The following is a 1,244-nucleotide window of genomic DNA, read 5'->3' as shown; positions in this document are numbered from 1 at the left end:
GCCCCGTTATCAGCAACGAGCATCCCCGCCTCCATCGCCTGCGCGAAGAGGGGCGCGGGCAGCGCATCACGCCGGAAAGACCGGCTCCAGCCAAAAATATCGACGGGGTTCGCTGCCCACCCATTGCCCGGCCGCGCATTGACACGGCGCTGGGTCTCTGGCGTGGGGCAGACGAACCTGTAGCCTGATCGCAACAGCGTGATGCCCACCTGTTGCATTGCGTGATCCCGAACTGCCGCGGGGAAGATAGGATTGTCCATGATGAAGCCCCAACGCAGCACGAATGACGCCTGTTCCCACCATGCCAGCAACGGCTTTGGCGCGATGGAACGGCTCCCGAAGCCGGTATTGTGTATACCCCTTGTCCTGCAGTGGCTATGGCTGGGGCTGCGCTACCGCAGCCTGACGCTGCCATCGGTCGTCAACCCGGCGATCGAGACCGGGGGACTGGCTGGCGAATCAAAAGCCGCCTGCCTAGCCCGGATCAGCCCGGAGCACGCGTTATGGGTCGCCCGCACCGTCCTCGTCTCTCCCGCTGACATCCCGGCGGCAGCGTCCATGGCGCGGACACTGGGCTACCCGCTGGTTGCCAAGCCCGATATCGGCTGGTGCGGCCATGGCGTGCGACGGATCGATACCGTGGATGGGCTAATGGCCTACATTGCGGCCTTTCCCCCCGACGCCAGCTTCCTCTTGCAGGAATTCGTGCCCGGCCCCCTTGAGGCCGGGCTGTTCTACTACCGTGGCCCGACCGAAGCCCATGGCCGCCTTATCGGTCTCGCCATCCGTCATTCCCCACAGGTCACGGGCGACGGCGTGCGTTCCATCGCGGCCCTGATGGCCGCGGACCCACGGCTGTGTTCGCGGATCGGGCATTACCGGCGCGCCCTCTCCACCAGAGGGATTGACCATGTTCCGCCGCGTGGCGAACGCGTCATCCTTGGCACGGTCGCCTCCCTGCGGGTGGGCGGCCGCTATGAGAACGCCATGCGGCTGAATACCCCCGCCCTTGAAGGACGCGTCGATGCCATAGCCCGCTCCATGAACGGCTTCCATTTCGGTCGCCTGGACGTACGTTTTGGCAGCGAGGCGGCCCTGCAACGCGGAGAGTTCCGGATTATCGAAATCAATGGCGCCGGTTCCGAAGCCATCCAGTTCTGGGACCCGACGCTGCGCCTGCGGGATGCCTATCGTGGCGTGTTCGCCAAGCAGGACGCCCTGTTCGCGCTGGCGGCCCGGATGCG

General features: G+C 65.7%; 1 protein-coding gene and 1 pseudogene. One reads left to right on the top strand and one right to left on the bottom strand.

Annotated elements, in window-relative coordinates:
• A pseudogene (locus AC1RQ9_RS18930) lies at positions 1-218 on the bottom strand (SAM-dependent methyltransferase); the annotation flags it as partial.
• Positions 219-258: 40 nt separating this feature from the next.
• Here AC1RQ9_RS18930 and AC1RQ9_RS18925 point away from each other — a divergent pair.
• Positions 259-1,244: hypothetical protein (locus AC1RQ9_RS18925; protein WP_485988135.1), on the top strand; the 986-nt coding region annotated here is incomplete at its 3' end.

It is taken from the genome of Komagataeibacter ossonobensis (assembly GCF_057359305.1).
Note: the sequence above shows the minus strand (reverse complement) of the source record. Positions and strands in the feature narration are given on the sequence as shown.